Annotated in this window: 21 protein-coding genes, 1 tRNA gene and 1 pseudogene; 14 read left to right on the top strand and 9 right to left on the bottom strand. The window is 66.3% G+C overall.

Features of this window, described 5'->3' with window-relative positions; all coding sequences use genetic code 11:
* Positions 1-174 precede the first annotated feature (174 nt).
* The 5 genes and pseudogenes from AKL02_RS05715 (at position 175) to AKL02_RS05695 (ending at position 5,582) form a co-directional block, all read left to right on the top strand.
* Positions 175-1,086 carry a 5-bromo-4-chloroindolyl phosphate hydrolysis family protein gene (locus tag AKL02_RS05715; RefSeq protein WP_083079178.1) on the top strand — a complete coding sequence of 304 codons (912 nt, stop codon included), beginning with the start codon at positions 175-177 and terminating at the stop codon, positions 1,084-1,086.
* Positions 1,087-1,147: 61 nt separating this feature from the next.
* Positions 1,148-2,326: a toxic anion resistance protein gene (locus AKL02_RS05710; RefSeq protein ID WP_083079179.1), complete on the top strand. Its 1,179-nt coding sequence runs from the start codon at positions 1,148-1,150 to the stop codon at positions 2,324-2,326.
* A 5-nt stretch (positions 2,327-2,331) separates the two neighbouring features.
* Positions 2,332-3,291 (top strand): DUF2927 domain-containing protein, encoded by a 960-nt coding sequence (locus AKL02_RS05705; protein ID WP_232621723.1) that lies wholly within the window; start codon positions 2,332-2,334, stop codon positions 3,289-3,291.
* 22 nt (positions 3,292-3,313) lie between these two features.
* A pseudogene (locus AKL02_RS05700) lies at positions 3,314-4,444 on the top strand (SPFH domain-containing protein).
* Positions 4,445-4,448: 4 nt separating this feature from the next.
* The gene (locus AKL02_RS05695; protein WP_232621722.1) at positions 4,449-5,582 is read left to right on the top strand and encodes a TFIIB-type zinc ribbon-containing protein; all 1,134 of its coding nucleotides are present in this window, start codon (positions 4,449-4,451) and stop codon (positions 5,580-5,582) included.
* Between the two features lie 5 nt (positions 5,583-5,587).
* On the opposite strand, the gene AKL02_RS05690 is transcribed toward AKL02_RS05695, so the two are convergent.
* Entirely contained in the window at positions 5,588-5,764 is a 177-nt protein-coding gene (locus tag AKL02_RS05690; RefSeq protein WP_158522074.1) for a hypothetical protein, read from the bottom strand.
* A 68-nt stretch (positions 5,765-5,832) separates the two neighbouring features.
* On the opposite strand from AKL02_RS05690, the gene AKL02_RS05685 reads away from it, so the two are divergent.
* From AKL02_RS05685 to AKL02_RS05655, 7 genes are all read left to right on the top strand, one after another.
* Entirely contained in the window at positions 5,833-6,285 is a 453-nt protein-coding gene (locus tag AKL02_RS05685; protein ID WP_078539752.1) for a thioredoxin domain-containing protein, read from the top strand.
* An 86-nt stretch (positions 6,286-6,371) separates the two neighbouring features.
* Positions 6,372-6,447, top strand: a tRNA-Ala gene (locus AKL02_RS05680).
* 284 nt (positions 6,448-6,731) lie between these two features.
* On the top strand, positions 6,732-7,235 hold the full coding sequence (locus AKL02_RS05675) for a type III secretion system chaperone family protein (RefSeq protein WP_078519694.1): 504 nt from the start codon (positions 6,732-6,734) through the stop codon (positions 7,233-7,235).
* A gap of 27 nt (positions 7,236-7,262) precedes the next feature.
* On the top strand, positions 7,263-8,075 hold the full coding sequence (gene proC / locus AKL02_RS05670) for a pyrroline-5-carboxylate reductase (RefSeq protein WP_083079180.1): 813 nt from the start codon (positions 7,263-7,265) through the stop codon (positions 8,073-8,075).
* Positions 8,072-8,407 (top strand): tRNA-binding protein, encoded by a 336-nt coding sequence (locus AKL02_RS05665; protein ID WP_083079181.1) that lies wholly within the window; start codon positions 8,072-8,074, stop codon positions 8,405-8,407. Before proC ends, AKL02_RS05665 begins: the two co-directional genes overlap by 4 nt.
* Positions 8,407-9,354, top strand: coding sequence for a 2-hydroxyacid dehydrogenase (locus AKL02_RS05660; RefSeq protein WP_083079182.1), 948 nt, complete (start codon positions 8,407-8,409; stop codon positions 9,352-9,354). Before AKL02_RS05665 ends, AKL02_RS05660 begins: the two co-directional genes overlap by 1 nt.
* A gap of 42 nt (positions 9,355-9,396) precedes the next feature.
* The gene (locus tag AKL02_RS05655) at positions 9,397-10,515 is read left to right on the top strand and encodes a beta-ketoacyl-ACP synthase III (RefSeq protein WP_078539756.1); all 1,119 of its coding nucleotides are present in this window, start codon (positions 9,397-9,399) and stop codon (positions 10,513-10,515) included.
* Between the two features lie 3 nt (positions 10,516-10,518).
* On the opposite strand, the gene AKL02_RS05650 is transcribed toward AKL02_RS05655, so the two are convergent.
* The 7 genes from AKL02_RS05650 to AKL02_RS05620 form a co-directional block, all read right to left on the bottom strand.
* Positions 10,519-11,100 carry a thymidine kinase gene (locus tag AKL02_RS05650; protein WP_083079183.1) on the bottom strand — a complete coding sequence of 194 codons (582 nt, stop codon included), beginning with the start codon at positions 11,098-11,100 and terminating at the stop codon, positions 10,519-10,521.
* A gap of 51 nt (positions 11,101-11,151) precedes the next feature.
* Complete coding sequence (gene dtd, locus AKL02_RS05645; RefSeq protein WP_083079184.1) at positions 11,152-11,601, bottom strand: D-aminoacyl-tRNA deacylase; 450 nt, start codon at positions 11,599-11,601, stop codon at positions 11,152-11,154.
* Entirely contained in the window at positions 11,598-12,521 is a 924-nt protein-coding gene (locus AKL02_RS05640; protein WP_083079185.1) for a carbohydrate kinase family protein, read from the bottom strand. Before AKL02_RS05640 ends, dtd begins: the two co-directional genes overlap by 4 nt.
* Before the next feature lie 73 nt (positions 12,522-12,594).
* Entirely contained in the window at positions 12,595-14,733 is a 2,139-nt protein-coding gene (locus AKL02_RS05635) for a hypothetical protein (protein ID WP_083079186.1), read from the bottom strand.
* Positions 14,730-17,471, bottom strand: coding sequence for a DUF4159 domain-containing protein (locus tag AKL02_RS05630; protein WP_083079187.1), 2,742 nt, complete (start codon positions 17,469-17,471; stop codon positions 14,730-14,732). The genes AKL02_RS05635 and AKL02_RS05630 overlap by 4 nt, the downstream gene beginning before the upstream one ends.
* Positions 17,471-18,391: a DUF58 domain-containing protein gene (locus tag AKL02_RS05625; protein WP_232621721.1), complete on the bottom strand. Its 921-nt coding sequence runs from the start codon at positions 18,389-18,391 to the stop codon at positions 17,471-17,473. Before AKL02_RS05625 ends, AKL02_RS05630 begins: the two co-directional genes overlap by 1 nt.
* Positions 18,388-19,404, bottom strand: coding sequence for an AAA family ATPase (locus AKL02_RS05620; RefSeq protein ID WP_078546170.1), 1,017 nt, complete (start codon positions 19,402-19,404; stop codon positions 18,388-18,390). Before AKL02_RS05620 ends, AKL02_RS05625 begins: the two co-directional genes overlap by 4 nt.
* A 73-nt stretch (positions 19,405-19,477) precedes the next feature.
* Between AKL02_RS05620 and AKL02_RS05615 the strand changes: the two genes are divergently transcribed.
* Both AKL02_RS05615 and AKL02_RS05610 read left to right on the top strand, forming a co-directional pair.
* Positions 19,478-20,071: a DUF1285 domain-containing protein gene (locus AKL02_RS05615; protein WP_078569491.1), complete on the top strand. Its 594-nt coding sequence runs from the start codon at positions 19,478-19,480 to the stop codon at positions 20,069-20,071.
* Between the two features lies 1 nt (position 20,072).
* A complete protein-coding gene (locus AKL02_RS05610) occupies positions 20,073-20,825 on the top strand; it encodes a hydroxypyruvate isomerase family protein (RefSeq protein WP_083079188.1) in 753 nt (250 codons plus the stop codon).
* A gap of 1 nt (position 20,826) precedes the next feature.
* Here the strand turns inward: AKL02_RS05610 and AKL02_RS05605 are convergent, their stop codons facing one another.
* Positions 20,827-21,798 carry a cation diffusion facilitator family transporter gene (locus tag AKL02_RS05605; protein ID WP_083079189.1) on the bottom strand — a complete coding sequence of 324 codons (972 nt, stop codon included), beginning with the start codon at positions 21,796-21,798 and terminating at the stop codon, positions 20,827-20,829.
* Between the last annotated feature and the right edge of the window lie 72 nt (positions 21,799-21,870).

Below are 21,870 nucleotides of genomic sequence, written 5' to 3'. Positions count from 1 at the left end.
TTTCACACCGTCTCTCTGGCATAGACCCGCCAGCCTGCTTATAAATTCCCCTGAGGACGTCGAAATTCGCGTCCGATGGCAGGGGCTGGCGATGTCGCGCGAGGCGCAAAAGAGAATCGCTTTCTGGCTGATGATCGCGCTGACGCTGTCGGTCGCGCTCACCGGGAGCGTATGATGGCTCAACGCTATGGCGGAAAATACTCGCCCCAAGGCCCGGCCAGCGGGCCGGACCTGCATGATCCCCGCAGCGTGCCGCCCCATCGTCGTCCCGATGCCCGCCACCCCGAAGAAGGCCGTCCGTTCTGGATCGTGGCCGCCGCCCTGCCCTTCTTGCTAGGTGCCTTCGGCGAAGGCCCCTTCGCACTGGCCCGCGCGCTTGGCGCCTTCGCGCTGATCGCGGGCGCCGCCTGGACGATCCGCGAGGGGCTGCGGGCCGAATTCGCCTATGTCGCGCGCAGTTCGGCCAAGCGCCCCGCCTTTCCGCGAAAAATTCTGGGCTCCGTCGCCTATGGTCTGGGTCTCGCATTGGGCGCACAGGCCCCCGAATTGGGCGTGATCGGCGCGGCCGGGATCGGGGCTATCGGCATGGTGGTCTCGCTCGTGGCCTTCGGTCTCGATCCGCTGAAAGACAAGGGGATGGAGGGCGTAGACGAGTTTCAGCAAGAGCGCGTCGCTCGCGTGGTCAAGGAAGGCGAGGCCTATCTGGCCGAGATGCGCAAGGCGATCACCCCCTCGGGCGAGCGAGTGTTGATCACCCGGGTCGAGCAATTCGCGACCACCGCGCGCGATCTGTTCCGTGCGGTCGAGGAAGATCCCGGCGATCTGGCGCAGGCGCGGCGCTACATGACCGTTTATCTGGAGGGCGCGCGCGACGCGACGATCAAGTTCGCCGATCTGTGGCGCAACACGCGCGATCACAAGGCACGCGACGATTACGCGGCGCTGCTTGATGATCTGGAGGCGAATTTCACCGCCCGCACCCGCAAGATGCTGGAAGATGGCCGCGAGGGGCTGGAGATCGAGATCGACGTGCTGCGCGACCGGCTGGCGCGCGAAGGGGTCGTGCCGACGACCCGCGAGAATTGACGAAGCGTGAGTTTAAGAGTGACACCGGGAACTGCCCCGACAGGCGCAAGGAGGCCCTGAGATGACCGAGACGACCCGCCAAAAGGCAACCGAGCTGATGACCGAAGTGGAAGGTGTCAGCGGTTCGCTGCTGCCCGAGCCGGGCCCGGCAGAGGCGGTGACGCCGCTCGATCAGGCCCCGCCCGAGACCGCCGAAGAAATCCGCAAGCGCATGGCCGAGCTGGACATGGGCGACTCGAATTCGATTGTGCAGTTCGGCTCGCGCGCGCAGGTCGATCTGCAGTCGATCAGCCAGGAGATGCTCTCGGGCGTCAAGAACAAGGATGTCGGTCCCGCCGGAGACAGCCTGCGCCAGATCGTCACCACGATCCGCGGCTTCTCGGTCTCGGAACTCGACGTGCGCCGCAAGCGGAGCTGGTGGGAAAAGCTGCTGGGCCGCGCCGCGCCGTTTGGCAACTTCATCGCCCGGTTCGAAGAGGTGCAGGGCCAGATCGACCGCGTCACCGACGAGTTGCTGAGCCACGAGCACAAGCTGCTCAAGGACATCAAATCGCTCGACATGCTCTACGACAAGACGCTGCATTTCTATGACGAGCTCGCCCTCTATATCGCGGCGGGCGAGGAAAAGCTGGCCCAGCTCGACCGGGAGGAAATCCCCGCTAAAGAGGCGGCGATGGAAGCCGCATCCGAGGATCAGAAAGTGCTCAAGGCGCAGGAAATCCGCGATCTGCGCGCAGCCCGCGACGATCTGGAGCGCCGGGTGCATGATCTGAAACTGACCCGTCAGGTGACGATGCAGTCGCTGCCGTCGATCCGGCTGGTGCAGGAGAACGACAAGAGCCTTGTGACCAAGATCAACTCGACGCTCGTGAACACCGTGCCGCTGTGGGAGACCCAGCTGGCGCAGGCGGTCACGATCCAACGCTCGCGCGAGGCGGCAGGCGCTGTGCGCGAGGCCAATGATCTGACCAACGAGCTTCTGACATCGAATGCCAAGAACCTGCGCGAAGCCAATGCCGAGATCCGCACCGAGATGGAGCGCGGTGTCTTCGACATCGAGGCGGTGAAGGCCGCCAATGCCGATCTGGTCGCCACGATCGAGGACTCCTTGCGCATCGCGGATGAGGGCAAGCGCAAGCGGGCCGCCGCAGAGCATGATCTGGTCGAAATGGAAGACAAGCTGCGCGACACCCTGTCGGCGGCGAAATCCTCCGCACAGGCTGGCGGGGCTGCGGGATGACACGGATGCGTGCGGCCTTTCCGGTTCTTGCAGGGCTGGCGGCGCTGGCCCTTTCGGCCTGCGCGCCGGGCTTGGGCGGCTCGCCGCTCGCACCGGACAAGACCGCGCGCCCGCCCAGCGCACCGGCCGATCTCGATCGCTCGAACGCTACCAAGCAAAGCGCGCTCTCGCGGGAGATGTCGGCCTATTTCGCCAAGACCGCCGCCGAGATGGAAGCGCGCGGCCAGTTGCGCACCGATGTCGCGCCGCGCGATGCGCCGTTCAACCAGCGGCAACTGGTGCAGGACTTCATCCATATCGCGCTTTACGACGAATACGCGGCGCAGGGCGGCGGGTTCGTCGCGCGTCAGACCCCCTCGCGCCTGCGGCGCTGGGACAAGCCGGTGCGGATGGATATCGATTTCGGCGCCTCGATCCCCAAGGCCGACCGCGCCTCGGATATCGCCGAAGTGCGCGCCTATGCGGGCAAGCTCGCGCGCGCCTCGCGCCATCCGGTCAGCGTGGTGAACCGGGGCGGCAATTTCCACGTCCTGTTCCTAAATGAGGACGAGCGCCGGGCGATCGGCCCGCGCCTGCGCCAATTGGTGCCGGGGATCGATGACAGCTCAGTCGAGGCGATCACCAACCTGCCGCTCTCGACTTATTGCGTGGTCTTTGCCTTCTCGCAGGGCGACAGTCCGATCTATACCGACGCCGTCGCGGTGATCCGGGGCGAGCATCCGCCCGAACTGCGCACGAGCTGTATCCATGAGGAACTGGCCCAGGGGCTGGGTCTCGCCAATGACTATCCGCGCGCGCGGCCCTCGATCTTCAACGATGACGAGGAATTCTCGCTGCTGACCAAGCATGACGAGTTGCTGCTGCAAATGCTTTACGACCCGCGCCTGACGCCCGGCATGACCGAACGCGAGGCCCGCCCGATCGTCACCACCATCGCCTCCGAATTGCTGGGCGGCGCAAGCTGAGAACCAAGAAGGAACCGCATCCATGGGCATTCTCGATTTCCTCTCCGGCGAATTCATCGACGTAATCGGCTGGACCGACGACACCCGCGACACGATGGTCTGGCGGTTCGAGCGCGAGGGTCACGCGATCAAATACGGCGCGAAGCTGACCGTGCGCGAAGGTCAGGCCGCGGTCTTCGTCCATGAGGGCCAGTTGGCCGATATCTTCGGGCCCGGGCTCTATATGCTCGAGACCAACAACCTGCCGATCCTGACGACGCTTCAGCACTGGGATCACGGGTTCAAATCGCCCTTCCAGTCCGAGATCTATTTCGTCAACACCACCCGGTTCAACGACCTCAAATGGGGCACGAAAAACCCGGTCATGGCGCGCGATCCGGAATTCGGCCCGGTGCGCATCCGCGCTTTCGGCACCTATTCGATGCGCGTCACCGATCCGGGCAAGTTCCTGACCGAGATCGTCGGCACCGATGGCGAGTTCACCTCTGACGAGATCAGCTACCAGCTGCGCAACGTGATCGTGCAGGAGTTCTCGCGCGCTATTGCCAGCTCGGGCATCCCGATCCTGGACATGGCCGCGAACACCGCCGACATGGGCAAGCTGATCACCAAGGCGATCGCGCCGACCATCGCGAATTACGGGCTGGAGCTGCCCGAGTTCTACATCGAGAACGTCTCGCTGCCCGAAGCGGTGGAGGCGGTTCTCGACAAGCGCACCTCAATGGGGATCGTGGGCGATCTGAACAAATACATGCAATACAACGCCGCCGAGGCGATGGGCCAGCCGGGCTCGGGCGCCTCCGCCGGGATGGGCGCCGCGATGGGCGCGGGCATGGGCGCAGGCATGGGCATGGCGATGGGCCAGCAGATGGGGCCCTGGGGGCAGATGGCCCAGCAACCCGCCGCCGCACCGCCGCCCCTCCCCGCCGCCGGTGGAGAAGGTCTGGCATCTCGCGGTGAATGGGCAACGCAGGGGCCCTTCGGGCGCGGGCATCTGGGGCGTATGGTGTCGGAAGGCTCGCTCACCCGCGACAGCCTCGTCTGGACGCCCGGTCAGAATGGCTGGATGCGTGCCGAGGACGTGACCGAACTGGCGCAGCTCTTCACCATCGCACCGCCGCCGCCCCCGCCTGCTGCGCCACCTGCGAGCTGATCGAATGCTGGGTTTCCCGAAAGTGGGGCGGAGCGCGGCTGCCGCCCCTGCCGCCCCACGCGGCGAGAGCCACTATCACTGCGAAAGCTGCGGCGCCGATCTGCGCTTCGCACCGGGCCAGACGCGGCTCGTCTGCGATCATTGCGGCCATGTGCAGGACATTCCCTCCGCCACCGGGCGCGGAGAGGCGCGCTTGCGCGAATTGCCGCTCGACGATGCGCTGACCCGTGAATTGCCCGCGCAGGAGATGGAGGAGCACCGCACCGTCTCCTGCCCCAATTGCGGCGCCTCGATCGAGTTGCAAAACGGCGAGCACGCGACCGAATGCCCGTTCTGCGCGACGCCCGTGGTGGTCGATACGGGCACGACGCGGCTGATCAAGCCGCAAGGGGTGCTGCCATTCCAGCTGACCGAGGACCAAGCGCGCGCGGCGCTCTCGAAATGGCTCGGCTCGCTCTGGTTCGCCCCCAACGGGCTTTCGCAATACGCCCGCAAGGGCCGGCGCATGACCGGCATCTACGCGCCCTTCTGGACCTTCGACGCCGCAACCCGCACGCGCTATTCCGGCCAGCGCGGCGACGCCTATTACGTCACGCGCACGGTGCAGACCGACAAAGGCCCCCGCACCGAGCAGGTCCGGCGCATCCGCTGGACGCCGGTCTCGGGTCAGGTGGCGCGCGATTTCGACGATGTGGTGATCTACGCCGCGCGCTCGCTGCCGCCCGATTACGTGCAGGCGCTGCGCCCGTGGGACCTGACGGCGCTCGAACCTTATCGGCGCGATTATCTCGCGGGCTTCACCGCCGAGGGCTACACGGTGCAACTGCAGGAGGGTCATCACGCCGCGCAGGCCGAGATGATCCGCGTCATCCAGACCGACATCCGCCGCGATATTGGCGGCGACGAGCAGCGGATCGGCGCGATGGACCCGCAGTTCTCGGCCGAGACCTTCAAGCATATCCTGCTGCCGATCTGGACCGCCGCCTACAAGTTCCGTGGCCGCTCCTACCGCTTCGTCGTGAACGCCCAGACAGGCCGCGTGCGCGGGGATCGCCCGTGGTCGGCATGGAAGATCGCGCTGGCGGTGCTCGCTGCGGTGATCGTCGGGGGGACGCTCTTCTACCTCAAGAGCCGCTGAGCGGATCAGCCTTTCGCGAGATCGTCCATCCCGAAGGCGATGCCCTGTGGGGCGAGCCATTCGGCGAAGCGCGCGATCTTCTCGTCGAGCGAACAGGTATTGGTTTGCCGCGCCATCTCGATGTCATAGGCGGCGCGAAGGTCCATCTGGCGTTCGGGGCTCAGCTCTTTCCAGCGCGTCATGTCGTCTCCTTGCAAAGCCGAAGTGGGTTTCCGATATATCTTGCAACCCAATGTAAAGGAGGGGTGACATGACCCAATCCTCTCAAAGCTACCGCGTAACCTGCCTTGATTGCGGGCAGGCCAACCGCGTCCCCGCCGAGAAGCTGGGCGCGAATCCGAAATGCGGCACCTGCGGCGGCTGGCTCGTCTCGCACAAGGTGACCGAAGTCGACTTCAAGACGCTCGCCAAGGCCGAAAAGGACGATCTGCCGCTGCTGGTCGATTTCTGGGCGCCGTGGTGCGGCCCGTGCAAGGCGATGGCGCCGCAGTTCAACATGGCCGCCGAGAAGCTGACCCCACATGTGCGGCTGGCGAAGATCAACACGCAGGTGAACCCCACCGCGACCCAGCGCTACCGGATTCAGGGCATCCCCGCCTTCATCCTGTTCGCCAAAGGCCGCGAGGTTGCCCGCGCCGCAGGCGCCCGCCCGGCAGGCGATCTGGTCAATTTTGTGAAGTCGAAAATCTCGGTGCCCGCATAACGCGGATCGGCAGAAATTTTCGCGCGCGGCGCGGGCGGGCCGCTTGACAACGCCTGCGCCTTGCGCGAAATACCACGCCACGGTTCGGGGCCTTAGCTCAGCTGGGAGAGCGCGTCGTTCGCAATGACGAGGTCAGGGGTTCGATCCCCCTAGGCTCCACCAAACCGCTTCAAAAAGCGCCCGATCTTCGGGCGCTTTTTGCGTTTCCAAACAATCTCAAATGCTTAGCGTGTAGCAATCCGCAATTCGCCCCGCGTTGTGGATGAACTATCCCCAGATTTCGTGGGGGCCGCCCGGCTTATCCACCAGAATTTGCTTTACACAATAGCAACCTGCCTACACGATATCTTGTAGGGACAGGCGGCTGCTACCGCCGTTCCTTGTAAAGCCGACAAGCCCTAGGGGAGCTGCACCCCGGGCATCTAAAAAGGCAGGGGGATACGAGCATGGCACTGAGCGAAGACTATCTGTACGCCGAAGAACTCCACCCGATCGACATCGTCGAGACGCTGGCCGAAGCCCATGAATGGGAATTCGACCGGGTCACCGATGACCAGATCGCAATGGCGGTCGAGGGTCAGTGGCGGACCTACTCGATCACCCTCGCCTGGTCGCCGATGGACGAAACCCTGCGGCTGATCTGCACTTTCGAGATGGACCCGCCGCCGGCCCGCGAGGGCGCGCTTTACGAGCTTCTCAACCGCATCAACGACCGGGTCTGGACCGGCGCCTTCACCTTCTGGCCCGATCAGCGGCTGATGGTCTGGCGGCATGGTCTTGTGCTCTCGGGCGGGCAGCTGCCCGGGCCAGAGCAGATCGACCGGCTGATCGGCGCGGCTGTCGTGTCCTCCGAGCGGTTCTACCCGGCCTTCCAGCTGGCGACCTGGGGCGAGCGCGATCCCGAAGACGCGATGCAGGTGGCCATTGCGGAGGCCTACGGGCGCGCCTAATCTCCCCCCGAACCAAAAGGGGGAAGCATGAGCTTTGACAAGATTTCCGACCGCGGCCTCGTCATTCTGGGCTGCGGACGCATGGGCGGCGCGATCCTTCAGGGGCTGTTGAAGGGCGGTCTGCCCGCAGCCTCGGTCTGGGTGGTCGATCCGAATCCATCCGATTGGCTGAAAGAGACCGGCGTGAATCTCAACGCCGATCTGCCCGAGAATCCGGCTGTCGTTCTGGTCGCGGTGAAGCCGCAGATGATGGCCGACGCGCTGCCGCAGCTGTCGGCCATGGCCGAGGGCGATACGCTGTTTGTGACCGTCGCCGCCGGGATCACCATAGAGGGCTACGAGAAGATGCTGGGCACGCAGGCCCGGCTGGTGCGCGCGATGCCCAACACGCCTGCGGCGATCGGCCGGGGCGTGACCGCCATCGTCGGCAATCCGAACGCGACTGGGGACGATCTGGACACGGCGGATGCGCTGATGACCGGCGTGGGTCAGGTCGTGCGGCTCGACGATGAGGAACAGATGAACGCCGTGATCGGCGTCTCCGGCTCGGGCCCGGCCTATGTCTTCCACCTGATCGAGGTGATGGCGGCGGCGGGCGAGGCCGAGGGGCTCGACCCCGATCTGGCGCTGCGACTCGCCAAGGCGACCGTGGGTGGCGCGGGGCAACTGGCCGAGGATAGCGACGAGACGCCTTCGAAGCTGCGCGAGAACGTGACTTCTCCCGGCGGGACGACGGCTGCGGCCCTGGAGGTTCTGATGGACCCCGAGACCGGCATGCCGCCCCTGATGCGCAAAGCGGTCGCCGCAAATATCGCGCGCAACCGGGAGCTGGGGAAATGACCATCTCCTTCGACGACTTCATGAAGGTCGACATTCGCTGTGGGCGGATCACCGAAGCCGAGCCCTTCCCTGAGGCGCGCAAGCCCGCGATCAAGCTCTGGGTCGATTACGGCCCGGAGATCGGCGTGAAGAAAAGCTCCGCCCAGATCACGGTGCATTACGCGCCCGAGGAGCTGGTCGGCAAGCTGGTCTTCGGCGTGGTCAACTTTCCGCCGCGCCAGATCGGGCCGTTCATGTCCGAGGCGCTGGTGCTCGGCGTGCCCGATGAAGACGGCGAGGTCGTACTGCTGACGCCCGACAAGGACGTGCCGATCGGCGGGAGGATGTTCTGATGAAGCTCCTCGTGACCCGCAAGCTGACCGACGAGGTCGAGGCCCGCGTGGCGAAAGAATTCGACGTGACCTTCCGCAACGGGGCCGCGCCGATGACCGAGGACGAGGCGCGGCAGGCGCTGGCCGAATACGATGCGCTTCTGGTCACGCTTGGCGACAAGGTGAGTGCGGCGGCCTTCGAGGGCAGCCCGCGCGCGAAGATCGTGGCCAACTTCGGAGTCGGCTATAACCATATCGACGTGGATGCCGCCGAGGCGAAGGGCATTACGGTGACCAACACGCCGGGCGCGGTGACCGATGCGACCGCCGATATCGCGATGATGCTGATCCTGATGAGCGCAAGACGGGCCTCGGCGGGCGAGCGGTTCGTGCGGCGCGGCGACTGGACTGGATGGACGCCGACGCAATTCCTCGGCCAGCACGTCTCGGGCAAGAAGGTCGGCATCATCGGTCTGGGCCGGATCGGCACAGCGATTGCGAAACGCTGCCATTTCGGCTTCGGCATGGAGGTGGCTTACACCAAGCGCACCCCCGTCGATCCGGGTTTCCCCGCGACGCATCTGAGCCAGGACGAGCTGCTCGCAACTTCCGATTTCGTGGTGATCGCGGTACCCGCCAGCCCCGCCACGCATCATCTGATCGGCGCGGCGGAGATCGCGAAGATGCAGCCGCATGCGCATCTCATCAACATCGCGCGCGGCGATATCGTCGACGAGGCGGCGCTGGTGGCGGCAATGCAGGGCAATGCGATCGCAGGCGCGGGTCTCGACGTCTATGAGCGCGAGCCTTATGTGCCGGAAGCCCTGCGCGAGATGGATAACGTCACGTTGCTTCCGCATCTCGGCACCGCCGCTCTTGAGGTGCGTGACGACATGGGCCACATGGCGGTCGACAATCTCATCGCCTTTCGTGACGGCAACACGCCGCCCAATCGCGTGTCGTCTTGACCTTTCACCTCCTTGGCGGGAGGCTCTGCCAAGGAGGATCCGATGCATCAAGCCGTCATTACCGGGACCGGGGTCTATACGCCGGAACACGTCATCACGAATGCCGAACTGGTCGAGGCGTTCAACGCCTATGCCGATCTGTTCAACGCCGAGAACGCAGAGGCCATCGCCGCGGGCGAGATCGAGGCCAAGCCGCATAGCTCGGTCGAGTTCATCCTGAAAGCCTCCGGGATCGAGCAGCGCTACGTGATGGACAAGGAAGGCGTGCTGGACCCCACGCGCATGTATCCGCGCCTTCGCCAACGCTCGGATGACGAGCCGGGCATCATGGCCGAGATCGCGCTCGATGCCTGCAACAAGGCGCTGGCGCAGGCCGGACGGAAGGGCGAGGACGTCGATCTCGTGATCTGCGCCGCTTCGAATATGGAGCGCGCCTACCCCGCCGTCGCCATCGAGATCCAGAAGCTTCTCGGCGCGGGCGGGTTCGCTTTCGATATGAACGTCGCCTGTTCCTCGGCCACCTTCGGCATTCAGGCCGCCGCCGACATGATCCGCACGGGCTCCGTGCGCCGCGCGCTGGTCGTGAACCCCGAGATCACTTCCGGTCATTTGGAATGGCGCGACCGCGATTGCCACTTCATCTTCGGCGATGTGGCGACCGCGACGCTGATCGAGCGGCGTGAGGATGCGCCGCATGGCTTCCTGATCCGCTCCACCCGTTGCGCGACGGAATTTTCCAACAACATCCGCAACAATAACGGCTTCCTGCGCCGCACCCGCCCCGATGGCGTGGCCGACCGTCGCGACATGCAGTTCATGCAAGAGGGTCGGAAGGTCTTCAAGGAAGTGATGCCGATGGTCGCGCAGCACATCCTCGGCCATCTCGCCGATGCACAGGTGAAGCCCGAGGATCTGCACCGTCTCTGGCTGCATCAGGCCAACAAGACGATGAACGACTTTGTGGGGAAAAAGGTGCTCGGCCGCGATCCCGAGCCGGGCGAGCAGCCCAATATCCTGCAGGATTACGCCAACACGTCCTCCGCCGGGTCGATCATCGCGTTTTCGAAATATTCCGACGATTTCAAACCGGGCGAGATCGGGCTGATCTGTTCCTTCGGGGCGGGCTATTCGGTGGGCTCGGTCGTGGTCGAGAAGATCTGAGGCTTACGCCTCACCCATCGCTTTGCGCCAGTGACGGCGGCAGAGGCTGACATAGGTCTCGTTGCCGCCGATCTGCACCTGATCGCCATCGCGCAGCGCCTGTCCGTCAGGGCCCATCCGCACCACCATCGTGGCCTTCTTGCCGCAATGGCAGATCGTGCGGACTTCGCGCATCTCGTCGGCCAGCGCGAGCAGCGCCGCCGAGCCGGGGAACAGCTTGCCCTGAAAATCCACCCGCAGCCCGTAGCACATCACCGGCACGCGCAGGTCATCGACCGCGCGGGCGATCTGCCAGACCTGCGTCTCGGTCAGGAACTGCGCCTCGTCCACGAAGATGCAGGCGCAGGGGCCCTCGGCCAGCCGCGCCTCGATCAGCGCGAACATGTCCGTCTCTTCGGTGAAACAGGCCGCTTGCGCACCGATGCCGATCCGGCTCGCGATGCGCCCGTCGCCCGCGCGATTGTCGAGCCGCGCGGTCACGAGGCAGGTCTCCATCCCGCGTTCGATATAGTTGTGGGAGGCTTGCAAGAGGATCGTGCTCTTGCCCGCGTTCATCGTGGAATAATGGAAGTACAGCTTGGCCATGGCCTGCAATAGCCCGCGATTTTCAGGGGAGCAAGACTGCCCACGCGACGCTCAGGGACGGTCGGCGCTGTCCATCCAGATCGTGACCGGCCCGTCATTCAGAAGCGCCACTTTCATATCCGCGCCGAACGCGCCGGTCTGGACGGGCAGCCCCAGAGATTCGAGGTGCCGGGCGAAATGCTGATACAGGCGATCGCCCTCTTCGGGCGGGGCGGCTGCGGAGAAACCGGGGCGGTTGCCGCGCAACGTGTCAGCCGCCAGCGTGAACTGGCTGACCACGAGACAGGAGCCGCCGATATCGCCCACCGCGCGGTTCATCTTGCCCGCCTCATCCTTGAAGATGCGCAGCTTCGAGACGCGCTCGGCCAGTTTCTCGGCCACTTTCTCGTCATCGCCCTGCATCGCGCAGCACAGGATCAGAAGGCCCGGCCCGATCTCAGAGATGCGATTGCCATCGACAGTGACCGAGGCCTCGGAGACCCGCTGGATGAGCGCCCTCATGCCAGTTCGTCCGACCAGGGCGGGTTGGCCCCTGCCCGGCTGACGACCACCGCAGCGGCAGCCACGCCCAGTTTCAGGCAGTCGGCGATCAGCTCTTCCTCCGCCCCTGCGAGCCTGCGCTTGTCGAGAGCATCCGCGCGATCCAGCGCCGCCAGAACGCCCGCGTTGAACGTGTCGCCCGCGCCGACCGTGTCGATGACCTCAACCTTGCGCGCGGGCACGAACACTTCGCAGTGTTTCGAGAACCCATGCGCGCCGGTCGCGCCTTCGGTCACGAAGACCAGCTTCGGCCCCTTGGCGAGCAGCCCGCGCGCGAGATCGGCGATGGTGCCCGGTCCTTCGATCCAGCGCAGATCCTCGTCCGAGACCTTCACGATATCGGCCACGGCGAACATCCGTTCCAGCCGCGCGCGATAGGCCGCTTCGTCGCCGATGAACCCGGGGCGGATATTCGGATCGATCATGGTCACGCGGCTCTCGGCCTCGCGCAGCATCAGCGCCTCATAGGCCGCGCCGCAAGGCTCGACCGGCAGCGAGATGCCGCCGAAGAACATGGCCTTCACCTCTCCCGGGATCGCGGGCATATCCTCGATCTTCAGCATCCGGCCAGCCGTATTCTCGTCGTAGAAAGCGTAGCTCGCATGGCCGTCGGTGAGGGTCACGAAGGCGAGCGTCGTGGGTCGGTCCGAGCGCACCGCAAGCCCTGCATCCACCCCGCTATCGGAGAGCGAATGGATCAGCATCTTGCCGAACAGGTCTTCCGACAGCCCCGATAGAAACCCCGAGCGCGCACCGAGCCGCCCCAGCGCGATCGCAGTGTTGAACACCGCACCCCCCGGATAGGGCGCAAAGGCCGCCTCGCCTTGCGCGCTCTCGCGCGGGAGCATGTCGATCAGGGCTTCGCCACAACTCAGGATCATCGGGGGCCTCCTCATTCCGATACCGCTAACACCTGCTACACGCGAAGCGGTGTCCGGGCAATCCCCGCAGGGATCACGCTGCAGTCGGCCCGCCCCTATCGCCGCCACCGCCGCGCCGGTTGCGTCCTTCGACCAGCCACGCGCCCACGGTCAGCAAGGCCGCCAGGATCAGCCATGCCCAGGCGGGCAGCAGCGGCTGCACCCGGATGTCGGTGGTGGCGGTCGCGCCGCGCGGCGTGATGCCGATCCAGCCGCGCCCCGATGTCGGGCGGCCCGCACGCACTTCGCGGATGGCGGGCACCCCGTCCTCGAGCCGTGTCACGCCGCCATTCGACGCCTCGACCACGGCGGAGAGGGGACCGCCACTGGCGATCGTCTGTTCGAACTCGCGCGGGCTTGCAGGCCCCATCGCCACGACCCGCTCCAGATCGCCGTCCTTGAGGCGGTAGAGCCCCGCCTCGGGCGCAGTCCAGCGCGCGGTGAAGCGGCCCGGTGCGGTCTCGGTCAGCGGCACCTGCTCGGTCGAGCCATCAGGCAGGGTCACGGTCACCGGCGGCGCGCTGTCTTCCATCGTGCGGCGGATGATCCGCATCGAGAGCGCGCCGGGATCGATCTCGGCATAGAGCGCCTCTTCCTCGAGTTCCGGCTCTTTCATTTCCCAATGCGCGATCCGACGCAGCAATTCGAGCTGCGGCCCGCCGCCGTCATAGCCGCGATCCCAGAGCCACGCCTGATCCGAGGCCAGCAGCGCCACGCGCCCCTCGCCTTCGCGCGAGAGCACCAGAAGCGGCTTGCCCTCGGCGCCGGACATCACGACCTCGCCTGTGGGGTTTGTCAGTTCGATCTGGCGCAGCCAGTGCCCCCAATGCGGGCCGACTTTCTCGGCTTCCGTATCCTCGCCCTCGGGCGCGGGCGCCCCTTCCAGCCCGGCGGTCACCGGGTGGCGCAGACCCAGATCGGTCGGGCGCGGCAGAAAGCTTTCCGACATCACACGACCCGTGGGGCGCGCGGGCATGATATCGCCAAGGCTGGTCTGATAGAGGCTTTCGACGGTCGCGAATTCCGGACCGGCGGCCACGAGGATCGCCCCGCCGCGTTCGACGTAATCCTTGATATTGTCGAAATACGCGGACGGCAGGATGCCCCGCGCGCCGTAGCGGTCGAAAATGATCAGGTCGAACTCGTCGATCTTGTCGACGAACAGCTCCTGCGTCGGGAAGGCGATGAGCGACAGTTCCGTCACCGGCACACCGTCCTGTTTCTCGGGCGGGCGCAGGATGGTGAAATGCACGAGGTCCACGCCAGCGTCCGATTTCAGCAAATTGCGCCAAGTCCGCTCGCCCGCATGGGGCTGGCCGGACACCAAGAGCACCCGCAGCCGGTCGCGCACGCCGTTGATCTGCACGGTGGCGACGTTGTTACGGTCGGTCAGCTCGCCATCGGTCGGCGACAGCGTGAACTGCACCACGTTCTGCCCCCCATGGGTCAGCGTCAGCGGCAGTTCCAGATCGCGGTCGGTGCGCACCGTGTAGCTTTTCGGATCCTTGCCGTCGATCGAGATGGTCAGATCGGCGGTGCCGCCCGCGCTTTCAGGCACGTTGCCCATATCCTCGACCTTGAGGCGGATATCGGTCTCCTCCCCGATGATCCCGAAGGAAGGCGCCGTCTCGATCAGGATACGACGATCCCAGTCGCTGCGCTTGCCGGTCAGCAGCACCTGCAGCGGCGCGGGCAGATCGGGGGCGAGCTGCGCGTCATGGGCCTGCCCGTCGGTGACCATCAGCGCGCCTGCGACCCGTGCGCGCGGCTCTGCGGCGAGCGCCTCGGCCAGGGTCGAGCCCAGTTCGGTGCCCGCATTGTCGGCCCCGTCCGGAACGGTGATCCGGCGCGTCTCCACATTGGGCATCGCGTCGAGCTGTGCCTGCAGACGCGTCAGGGCGGTATCGGTCTGCGCGACACGATCCGAAAGTTTCTGCGACGAGGAGCGGTCGTCGATCAGCAGTACGATATTGGACAGCGGCGCGGTCTGTTCGCGCTGCAAGGAGGGCTGCGCGATGGCGGCCAGCAGCACCAGCGCGGCCAAGGCCCGCAGCGCCCAGCCTTTCAGCCCGCGCCACAGCGCCAGCGCGAGCAGCACGACCGCCACCACGGCTGCCCCCGCGATCACAGGCCACGGCAGAAGCGGTGCGAAGATGATCGACATCCCGTTCATTGCCCCAGCCTTTCGAGAAGCGCAGGCACATGGACCTGATCGGATTTATAGTTGCCGGTCAGCACATGCATGATCAGGTTCACCCCGAAGCGGTCCGCGATTTCGCGCTGACGCTCGCCGGTGCGGCCACGGCCCACCGGGAACATCGGCATCCCGCGATCGTCGACCGCCCAGGCCGAGGCCCAGTCATTGCCGCCGATCACCACCGGCGTCACCCCGTCATTGAGGTTGCGAAACGGCATCCCCTCGGCGCGTTCGGCATCGGCGGGCGGGGCCTCCACCCAGATCGTGCCGTCGTAGCGGCCGGGGAAATCCTGCAGCAGGTAGAAGGTGCGTGTCAGCACGTGATCGTCCGGGATCGGCGCGAGCGGTGGAATATCCAAGGGCGCGGCCAGCGCCTGCAACCGTTTGCCTGCGGGCGTCGCCTCGCCGAAGCCCGCGATATCGGCGTCGCGCGTGTCGAACAGGATCATGCCGCCGCCGCGCAGGTAGCGGTTCAGCTTGGCATATTCCATCGGGCTCGGCGCGGGCTGATCTGCGGTGATCGGCCAGTAGATGAAGGTGAAGACGGCCAGATCGTCGTTCTTGAGGTCGACCATCATCGGTGCGGAGGGCTCGACCGTGGTGCGGCGATTGAGAACCTGCGACAGCCCCTTGAGCCCCGCCATGGAGACCCGGTCCACCTCGGCATCGCCGGTGGGCATCGCGGCCAGAACCACATTGGACGCAGCCTCGATCGCGCGCGCCGGATCCATATCCTCGGCATGGGCTTGCGGCGGTGCGAAGCTGGCGAGGATCAGGGCGGCCCCGAAGGCGGCGGCCTTCATCGCGCGCGGTCCCCAAAGCTTGCCCGAGAGCGCCAGCGTCGCGAGGATATCGATCAGCAGCGCCGCCAGCGCCGCGCCCAGCAGCCAGCCCTTCAGCGGCATTTCGCGTTGCTCGAAGGCCCCTTCGACGGGGACATTGGCGGGCCAGCTGGCCGGGGACAGCGTCGCGCCGCGTGGAAGGGCGTTCAGCGCGACCGAGCGATCCTCGGCGGTGTAGATGCCCGGGCGCAGCTTCGGCCCCGGCTCGGCCTTGGCCAGCTCCTCGCCCGGCACACCTGCGGCGGCGCCTGAGTCCTGCAGCCGCCCGAACCCGTCGAGCAGCTTCTGCGGCACCCAGGTCTGGCCTGCGAGATCAGCCTCTTCCGGTGCGGCGGGCCGGGCCGAGACCGCGAGCCGCTCCAGCATCTGCGGGAACAGTAGCGACAGCGGCAGCGTCGACCATTCGGCATTGGCGGTGACATGGAACAGCACGACCGCCCCCTGCCCCATCTTGGCGCGGGTCACGAGCGGCGTACCGTCGGTCAGCGCGGCGATGGTGTGTTCGGAGAGGTCCGGCGTGGGCTCGGCCATGACCTGCGCCTTCACCGTCACATCCTCGGGCACTTGCAGCCCCGCGAAGGGCGAGTTCTCCGGGAAGGGCGCCAGCGCGCGCGGATCGCCCCAGCTCATCGTGCCGCCCAGCGAGCGGCCGCCCGCGCGCAGCTGCACCGGCAGAAGCGTATCGGCATCGAGATCGGCATTGGCCATGCGGGGCCCTGCGAAACGGATCAGTAGCCCGCCCTTCTCGACCCAGTCGTGCAGTTTCGATTGCTCCGGCAGATCGGCCATATCGGCGAGGATGATCACGTCCGGATCGGCGGTCAGCACATCGGCGAGCGTGCCCTCGATCAGGTCCGCCGTGGGGGCGAGCGCCTGATGCAGGTAATGGGTGGGCGAGAGCAGTTCCAAACCCTCGCGGTCGCGCGCGCCGGACAGGATCGCGACCTTGCGGCGCTTCACCGCGTCGTCGGTCAGGCTGACTGCGCCTGCCGAGCGCATGCCGGTGATCTCGATCCGGGTGATGCGGTTGCGCAGCTCGGGCGGCAGATCGAAGCGCAGCTCGGTCTCGCGCGAGTCGGTGAATTGCAGCGGCTGGCTGGCCAGTTCGCGCTCGATCCCCGCCGGGTCGCGCCCCACGGCGGCAACATCGCGCGGGCTGGGCGGGATTGTTGAGGCGAGCGCAGGCACGACGAGCGCGCCATCCTCGATCCGGGCAGCGCCCAGCGCCAAGACCGACAATTGCGGTTGCCAGACCTTGACCGGACCGCGCGCCTCCAGCGCATTCAGAACGCCGGCGCGGCTGTCGCGGGCCAAGCCGTCCGACAGCCAGAGCGTCTCGAAATTCCCCTCGGGCAGATTGGCGGCGTCGAAGCTCTGCGGGGCCCAGGGCTGCGGCTGGATACCGGGCAGCGACTGGATCAGCGCGCCCGCATCCATGAAACTCACCTGCGCGGGCGGCGGATCGGTCAGCGAGATCACCGCTGCGGGACGTCCCGCCTGTTGCGCATCCTTCAGCGCCGACGTCATCCGCTCCACCCGGCGCGGCCAGTCGCGCGCGGAGGCCCAGCTACCGTCGGCCACGATCAGGAGCGGTCCGGTGCCGGGAACGGCCCGCTGCGGGTTCAGGACCGGCCCGGCAAAGCCGATGATCGCGGCAGCCAGCGCCAGAAGACGCAGCGCCAGCAGCCACCACGGCGTGCGCGCGGCCTGCACTTCCTCGTCCTTGAGACCCAGGAGCAGCGCGACGCCGGGAAAACGCCTGCGGATCGGCGCGGGCGGCACCGCGCGCAGGATCAGCCAGATGATCGGCAAGGCGGCCAGCCCCAGCAGAAGCCAGGGCGCGGTGAAGCCGATGGGGCCGAGCATCCACATCAGCGCCCCCTCTCGAGCGCGGAATAAAGCCACAGCAGCGCAGCCTGCGCCGGATCGCCCGTGTGATGGGTCGAGAATTGCCAGCCCGCGCTGCGCGCCAGCCGGGCGAGCTGATCGCGTCGCGCGGCCAGCCGGTCGAGATAACGCGCACGCAGATCGCCCGCCTTGCGGGTTTCATGGACCAGCGAGCCGGTCATCGACTGGAAGATCGTGCGCCCGTCATAGGGAAAGGCCTCTTCGTCGGGGTCGAGCACCTGCATCATCACGCCCGAGACGCCCCGGTCGGCCAGACGGCCCAGCGCGGCTTCGATCGGGCCGAGATCACCGAAGAAATCCGACAGCAGCACCACGCGCGACTGCGGCGTGACGCCAGCGATTTCAGGGGCGCCGTAATCCTGCACGCCCGCCTCACGCGAAAGCAAGCCTGCAAGCTCCATCAGCTGCGCGCGCCCCGGACGTGGCGGCGCGAGCGGGCCGGTCAGCCCCACGCGTTCGCCGCCGCGCACCATCAGCACCGCAAGCGCGAGCCCCAGAACACGGGCGCGCTCTGATTTCGTGGCACGCGCATTGCGTCCGCTCTCGGCCCCGGTGAAGCGCATCGAGGCCGCGTCATCGACCCAGAGATGGACCGATTGCGCCAGCTGCCATTCCCGCTGGCGCACATATTGGCTGTCCGAGCGCGCCGAGCGCCGCCAATCGACGAAGCGCAGCTCGTCGCCCGCATGAGCGGGCCGGTATTGCCAGAATTCCTCGCCCGATCCCGCGCGCCTGCGGCCATGCGCGCCCATCTGGACGGTCGCCGCCAGATGCTCCGCCGCGACCAGCAGCGGGGGCAGCGCAGAGGCCGCCCCTTCCGCCTCGCGGCGCAGGCTCAGCGCGGGGGCCTGCCCCGACGCTGCGGTATCGGAGGTTACGCTCAAGCGGCGGCCCCGGCGGCGCGCGGCCCGGTGACCTCTGCCACGGCGCGATCGATCAGATCGCCCAGCGTCTCGCCACGGGCGCGGGCCGCGAAGCTCAGCGCCATGCGGTGGATCAGTACCGGGCGGGCCATCGCCTGCACGTCGTCCAGAGTCGGCGCGAGGCGGCCATTGATCAGAGCTCGTGCCCGCACGGTCAGCATCAGCGCCTGTGCAGCGCGCGGCCCCGGCCCCCAGGCAAGCGCATCGCGGATGAAGTCGGGCGCCTCGGCCTCGCGCGGACGGCAGAGCCGCACCAGATCGAGGATCGCATCGACGACCTTCTCGCCCACGGGCATCTGCCGCACGATCCCCTGCGCCTCGATCAGCTCGGCCGGGGTGAATACGGTATGCGCGCCCTCCGCCGCGACGCCGGTGGTCGCGAGCAGGATCGAGCGCTCGGTCTCGCGGTCCGGGTAATCGACGTCGACCTGCACGAGGAAACGGTCGAGCTGGGCTTCGGGCAGCGGATAGGTGCCCTCCTGCTCGATCGGGTTCTGCGTAGCGAGAACGTGGAAGGGGGGGCCAAGCGGACGATGCTCGCCCGCGATGGTGACCTCGCGCTCCTGCATCGCCTGCAAGAGCGCCGATTGGGTCCGGGGCGAGGCGCGGTTGATCTCGTCGGCCATCAGCAGCTGGCAGAAGACCGGGCCTTCGAGGAAGCGGAACGCGCGGCTACCATCGGGCGCGGTTTCCAGAACTTCGCTCCCGAGAATATCGGCGGGCATCAGGTCGGGCGTGAACTGGATGCGGTTCGATCCCAGCCCCATCACGGTGGATAGCGTCTCGACCAGAAGCGTCTTGCCCAAGCCCGGCAGACCCACCAGAAGCGCATGCCCCCCGGAGAGCATCGCGGCCAGAACCAGCTCCACCACCTGATCCTGCCCGATGAAACGCCGGTCGATCGACGCGCGCGCCTGTGCGAGCTTGCCGCCAAGTCGTTCGATATCTTCCATCAGCTTTTCGGGCTCGGCCATGACATTCTCCCCGTTGATGCCTATCTTTCCCAGCAAAGCAGATATCCACGCTCCGACCAACGGCCAAATTTACATGACGGATCACAAACAGACAGTTTCGACCCCTTCCCCGACGGCAGACGGGCTTGCCGATGCCGCCAAGAAAGCCAGCAAAAAGGGCCCGCCGCCCGTGCATTTGTGGGATCCGCCCTTCTGTGGCGATCTCGATATGGAGATCCGCCGCGACGGGACATGGTTCTATCTTGGCACGCCCATCGGCCGCGAGGCGCTGGTGCGACTGTTTTCATCGATTCTGAAACTCGAGGACGGGAAATACTATCTCGTCACCCCGGTCGAGAAGGTCGGTATCCGGGTCGAGGACGCGCCTTTCATCGCCGTCGATTTCACAACCGAGGGCGAAGGCGACGACCAGTCGATTCGCTTCACGACCAATGTGGGCGACGTGGTTCTGGCCGATGCGGAGCACGCGATCCGGGTGGAGCATAGCGAGGATGGCGAGCCCCGCCCTTACCTGCATGTGCGCCGCGGGCTGGAGGCTTTGATCGATCGCAAGAGCTTCTACCGGCTCGTCGATCTGGCCGTGACGCGCGAGCATGAGGGCGAGGACTGGACCGGCGTGATCTCGGCGGGCAGCTTCTTCCCGATCCTGCGCGCGGCGGAATTGTAACGTGCCGAGTTTCGCAGCGAACCTGACCTTCCTCTTCACCGAACTGCCCTTCATGGAGCGGTTCAAAGCGGCGAAACAGGCCGGCTTCGATGCGGTCGAAGTGCTTTCCCCCTACGACGCCTCCGCGCAGGAGATGCGCCACGAGTTGATCCGTCACGACCTGAGCTTCGTGCTGATGAACGTGCCGCCGCCGAATTATACGGGCGGCGATCGGGGCTTCGCCGCCGTGCCGGGGCTGGAAGACCGCTTCCGCCGCGATTTCGACCGCGCGATGCGCTTCGCGGATATCCTGAAGCCGCGCGTCATCCATATCATGGCGGGCAAGGCCGAGGGCGCGGAGGCCCGTGCGACCTATATCGCGAACCTGAAATGGGCGGCGGCGCGCGCGCCAAAACGGCGCCTGACGATCGAGCCGATCAACCCGACCGACATGCCGGGCTATTTCCTGAACGATTTCGATCAGGCGGCGGATATCCTCGATGCGGTCGCCGCCCCGAACCTGCATCTGCAATTCGACGCCTATCACGCGCAGATGCTGACCGGCGATGTGGCGGGAGCTTGGGCGAAGCATGGTCACCGTGCGGCCCATGTGCAATTTGCCGATGCCCCGGGGCGCGGCGGCCCCGGTTCGGGCAAGATCGATCTGGAAGGTTTCTTCGCGACGCTCGATGCCGATGGCTACGAGGGCTATGCGTCAGCGGAATACACCCCGCAGGCGGAGACGCGGGAAACGCTGGGCTGGCTTCCACGTTAACTCAATGCGCCGGTTGGCCCGCGTGCGCATGATCTGCGTGCCCATGATCTGAGTGATCGTGATCTTCGTGGTCGTCATGGTCCGCGTGATCGGCACAGCCCAAGCTCGCGCTTTCCGGCTCCAGCGTCGCGTGGTGGATGCCGAACTGATGCGCCAGCATATCCTTGGCCCGCGCGATGACCGTTGCGTAATCCCGCCCCTCGTCCAGCACCAGATGCGCCTCGACGGAGACACGCTTCTCGTCGATCTGCCACAGATGGACGTGGTGGACGCTCGAAACGCCCTCGACCTCGCCCAGCGCGCCCTGCACTTCCGTACAATCCTTCTCGGGCGGCGCGCCCAGCATCAGGATGCGCAGCACCGGTTTCAGATCGGTCGCGACATGCCACAGGATGAAGACCGAGATGCCAATGGTCAGGATCGGGTCGACCAGCCGCCAATCGTAGAGAAGGATCACGATACCGCCCACGATCACCGCGACTGAGGCGCCGGCATCGGCGAGGTTATGCAGGAAGGCCGCGCGGATGTTCAGGCTGTGCTTGGAAAGCGCATAGGTCAGCGCGGCGGTCGCCAGATCGATGATCAGCGCCAGCGTCGCCAGCCAGACCACGATCCAGCCATCGACCTGCGGCGGGTGGATCATCCGCCCCACCGCTTCGACGACCAGCCAGACCGAGATCAAGATCAGCGCGATGTAATTGACGAAGGCCGCGATGACCTCGGCGCGCGACCAGCCGAAGCTCATCGCCGCATCCGCCCCGCGCTTGGCCAGTTTGCGCGCCCCGAAGGCCAGCACCAGCGCCGCCGCGTCGGAGAAGTTATGCACCCCGTCCGCGATCAGCGCCATCGAGCCCGCGATCGCCCCGCCGAAGACCTGCGCAAAGGTAAGCACGACATTGACGACCACCGCCCAGAGCACACGGTTGTCACTGGCATTGTCCAGATTGTGGTGGTGATGATGATCGTGGGGCATGGGCGCCTTTCTCGGATTTCGGCGCCTGAGGCGCGGTTGGGACGCTCCGCGGGGGATATTTGGACCAAGCCG

The sequence above is a fragment of the Thioclava electrotropha genome (assembly GCF_002085925.2).
Taxonomy (GTDB): domain Bacteria; phylum Pseudomonadota; class Alphaproteobacteria; order Rhodobacterales; family Rhodobacteraceae; genus Thioclava; species Thioclava electrotropha.
This window is presented reverse-complemented; position numbering and strand designations above follow the sequence as displayed.

What these genes read in the sequence shown, in the direction of transcription:
- AKL02_RS05715 (WP_083079178.1), top strand. Translation starts at nt 175, where the DNA reads ATGGCTCAACGCTATGGCGGAAAATACTCGCCCCAAGGCCCGGCCAGC.
- AKL02_RS05710 (WP_083079179.1), top strand. Translation starts at nt 1,148, where the DNA reads ATGACCGAGACGACCCGCCAAAAGGCAACCGAGCTGATGACCGAAGTG.
- AKL02_RS05705 (WP_232621723.1), top strand. Translation starts at nt 2,332, where the DNA reads ATGCGTGCGGCCTTTCCGGTTCTTGCAGGGCTGGCGGCGCTGGCCCTT.
- AKL02_RS05695 (WP_232621722.1), top strand. Translation starts at nt 4,449, where the DNA reads ATGCTGGGTTTCCCGAAAGTGGGGCGGAGCGCGGCTGCCGCCCCTGCC.
- AKL02_RS05690 (WP_158522074.1), bottom strand. Translation starts at nt 5,764, where the DNA reads ATGACGCGCTGGAAAGAGCTGAGCCCCGAACGCCAGATGGACCTTCGC.
- AKL02_RS05685 (WP_078539752.1), top strand. Translation starts at nt 5,833, where the DNA reads ATGACCCAATCCTCTCAAAGCTACCGCGTAACCTGCCTTGATTGCGGG.
- AKL02_RS05675 (WP_078519694.1), top strand. Translation starts at nt 6,732, where the DNA reads ATGGCACTGAGCGAAGACTATCTGTACGCCGAAGAACTCCACCCGATC.
- proC (WP_083079180.1), top strand. Translation starts at nt 7,263, where the DNA reads ATGAGCTTTGACAAGATTTCCGACCGCGGCCTCGTCATTCTGGGCTGC.
- AKL02_RS05665 (WP_083079181.1), top strand. Translation starts at nt 8,072, where the DNA reads ATGACCATCTCCTTCGACGACTTCATGAAGGTCGACATTCGCTGTGGG.
- AKL02_RS05660 (WP_083079182.1), top strand. Translation starts at nt 8,407, where the DNA reads ATGAAGCTCCTCGTGACCCGCAAGCTGACCGACGAGGTCGAGGCCCGC.
- AKL02_RS05655 (WP_078539756.1), top strand. Translation starts at nt 9,397, where the DNA reads ATGCATCAAGCCGTCATTACCGGGACCGGGGTCTATACGCCGGAACAC.
- AKL02_RS05650 (WP_083079183.1), bottom strand. Translation starts at nt 11,100, where the DNA reads ATGGCCAAGCTGTACTTCCATTATTCCACGATGAACGCGGGCAAGAGC.
- dtd (WP_083079184.1), bottom strand. Translation starts at nt 11,601, where the DNA reads ATGAGGGCGCTCATCCAGCGGGTCTCCGAGGCCTCGGTCACTGTCGAT.
- AKL02_RS05640 (WP_083079185.1), bottom strand. Translation starts at nt 12,521, where the DNA reads ATGATCCTGAGTTGTGGCGAAGCCCTGATCGACATGCTCCCGCGCGAG.
- AKL02_RS05635 (WP_083079186.1), bottom strand. Translation starts at nt 14,733, where the DNA reads ATGAACGGGATGTCGATCATCTTCGCACCGCTTCTGCCGTGGCCTGTG.
- AKL02_RS05630 (WP_083079187.1), bottom strand. Translation starts at nt 17,471, where the DNA reads ATGTGGATGCTCGGCCCCATCGGCTTCACCGCGCCCTGGCTTCTGCTG.
- AKL02_RS05620 (WP_078546170.1), bottom strand. Translation starts at nt 19,404, where the DNA reads ATGGCCGAGCCCGAAAAGCTGATGGAAGATATCGAACGACTTGGCGGC.
- AKL02_RS05615 (WP_078569491.1), top strand. Translation starts at nt 19,478, where the DNA reads ATGACGGATCACAAACAGACAGTTTCGACCCCTTCCCCGACGGCAGAC.
- AKL02_RS05605 (WP_083079189.1), bottom strand. Translation starts at nt 21,798, where the DNA reads ATGCCCCACGATCATCATCACCACCACAATCTGGACAATGCCAGTGAC.